This window comes from Streptomyces sp. NPDC054961 (genome assembly GCF_053609145.1).
In genome coordinates this window covers 37590-39496 of the sequence record NZ_JBSGWY010000018.1, presented here as the reverse complement: position 1 = coordinate 39496, position 1907 = coordinate 37590, and the positions used below count along the sequence as shown (strand labels likewise).

The following is a 1907-nucleotide window of genomic DNA, read 5'->3' as shown; positions in this document are numbered from 1 at the left end:
GGGGGCCCGCGGCGGGGGGCGGGGTGTGGGGGAGGGGGCTGGTTTGTGGGTGGGGTGGTTTTGTGCCTAAAACCAAAAACCGGGCCCCCGGCCCCCCCCCCGCCCCCTTCTCTCAAGAGCGGATGACGGGAATCGAACCCGCGCTATAAGCTTGGGAAGCTCATGTTCTACCATTAAACTACATCCGCACGGTTGTCCAGTTGCCTGGATCCGTATCGTTCCTCACCCTACCCCATGATCGCCCCCCGGTGAATTCACCCGGGGGGCGCGCTCGTGTGTGTGGTGCACGGAGGCTCGTGGGGGCGGGAGTTGGGGCGTACCTTGTGCGTGCGGAGCGGCGGCTGGAGCCGGGTCTCGTTCATCCCCTAATGTGGCGATTCATCGCAGTACGGTTAGTTGGGGAAAGGGACTCGATGGAGCACACCGTCGTCCGTTGTGCCGAAGGGCACGTATTCAGCACCGCTTCGTTCCCGCTGCAGCACCTCGGTGCCGGCCGGATCGGGCCGGGACGGCTGTTGCGGTGTCCGCGCTGCGCGCGGTTGCGGCATGCCGTGCCCGTGGGGGCTGCGGCGAAGCGATAGACACCGGCGCGCGGGGACCGCCTCGATTGGGGCGGTCCCCGCGCTCTGCGTATCCTCGGGACGTGCTTCTCTCTGACAAAGACATCCGGGCCGAGATCGACAGCGGACGGGTTCGCATCGACCCCTTCGACGAGTCGATGGTGCAGCCCTCCAGCATCGATGTACGTCTCGACCGGTTCTTCCGGGTGTTCGAGAATCACCGCTACGCCCACATCGACCCCGCCACCGAGCAGCCGGATCTGACCCGGATGGTCGAGCCGGAGGGGGACGAGGCGTTCATCCTCCACCCGGGTGAGTTCGTGCTCGCCTCGACGTACGAGGTCATCTCGCTGCCCGAGGACATCGCCTCACGGCTGGAGGGGAAGTCCAGCCTGGGCCGCCTCGGCCTGGTGACGCACTCGACCGCCGGTTTCATCGACCCCGGGTTCTCCGGGCATGTGACCCTCGAGCTGTCGAACCTCGCCACGCTGCCGATCAAGCTCTGGCCTGGTATGAAGATCGGACAGCTGTGCCTGTTCCGGCTCAGCTCGCCCGCGGAGTTCCCGTACGGGAGCGAGCGGTACGAATCCCGGTACCAGCACCAGCGCGGCCCGACGGCCTCGCGGTCCTTCCAGAACTTCCACCGCACCCAGGTGAGGCACGAGGCATGAGTGACGGAGTGCGCGAGAACCTCGACTACGAGGGCTTCGGCCGCGCCGTGCGCGAGCTGGCGCAGACGATCGCCGACGACGGCTACGAGCCCGACGTCATCCTGAGCATCGCCCGTGGCGGTGTCTTCGTCGCGGGCGGCCTGGCGTACGCGCTGGACTGCAAGAACATCCACCTGGTGAACGTCGAGTTCTACACCGGCGTGGGGACGACCTTGGAGATGCCGGTCATGCTGGCGCCCGTCCCCGAGGCGATCGACTTCACCAACAAGAAGGTCCTGATCGCCGACGACGTCGCCGACACCGGCAAGACGCTGAAGCTGGTGCACGACTTCTGTCTCGGGCACGTCGCCGAGGTCCGCTCGGCCGTGATCTACGAGAAGTCGCAGTCGCTCGTGAAGTGCGAGTACGTGTGGAAGAAGACCGACGAGTGGATCAACTTCCCCTGGTCGGTCGAACCGCCCGTGGTGAAGCGTGAGGGACAGGTTCTCGACGCCTGAGCCTCACGCCACGTCACGCCTGAGCGTCCCGCACGCACGTGCCGTGCACGAGAGGGGCGGGGCCCGGGCGCGCCCCCGCCGCCGGGCCCCCGCCGGGACGGTCGCGCGGGGGGCCCCGGGGGGGGGTGCGGGGGGGCGGGCGATCCGTGCCCCGCTGAGGATGTGCCCCCGGCGGACCC

2 protein-coding genes and 1 tRNA gene are annotated in these 1907 nt (G+C 68.0%); 2 read left to right on the top strand and 1 reads right to left on the bottom strand.

Features of this window, described 5'->3' with window-relative positions:
- Nucleotides 1–117 precede the first annotated feature (117 nt).
- A tRNA-Gly gene (locus ACWF9Z_RS17990) sits at nucleotides 118–188 on the bottom strand.
- 455 nt (nucleotides 189–643) lie between these two features.
- On the opposite strand from ACWF9Z_RS17990, the gene dcd reads away from it, so the two are divergent.
- Both dcd and ACWF9Z_RS17980 read left to right on the top strand, forming a co-directional pair.
- Nucleotides 644–1231: a dCTP deaminase gene (gene dcd / locus ACWF9Z_RS17985; protein WP_453603196.1), complete on the top strand. Its 588-nt coding sequence runs from the start codon at nucleotides 644–646 to the stop codon at nucleotides 1229–1231.
- Nucleotides 1228–1728, top strand: coding sequence for a phosphoribosyltransferase (locus ACWF9Z_RS17980; RefSeq protein WP_453603194.1), 501 nt, complete (start codon nucleotides 1228–1230; stop codon nucleotides 1726–1728). The genes dcd and ACWF9Z_RS17980 overlap by 4 nt, the downstream gene beginning before the upstream one ends.
- Nucleotides 1729–1907 lie beyond the last annotated feature (179 nt).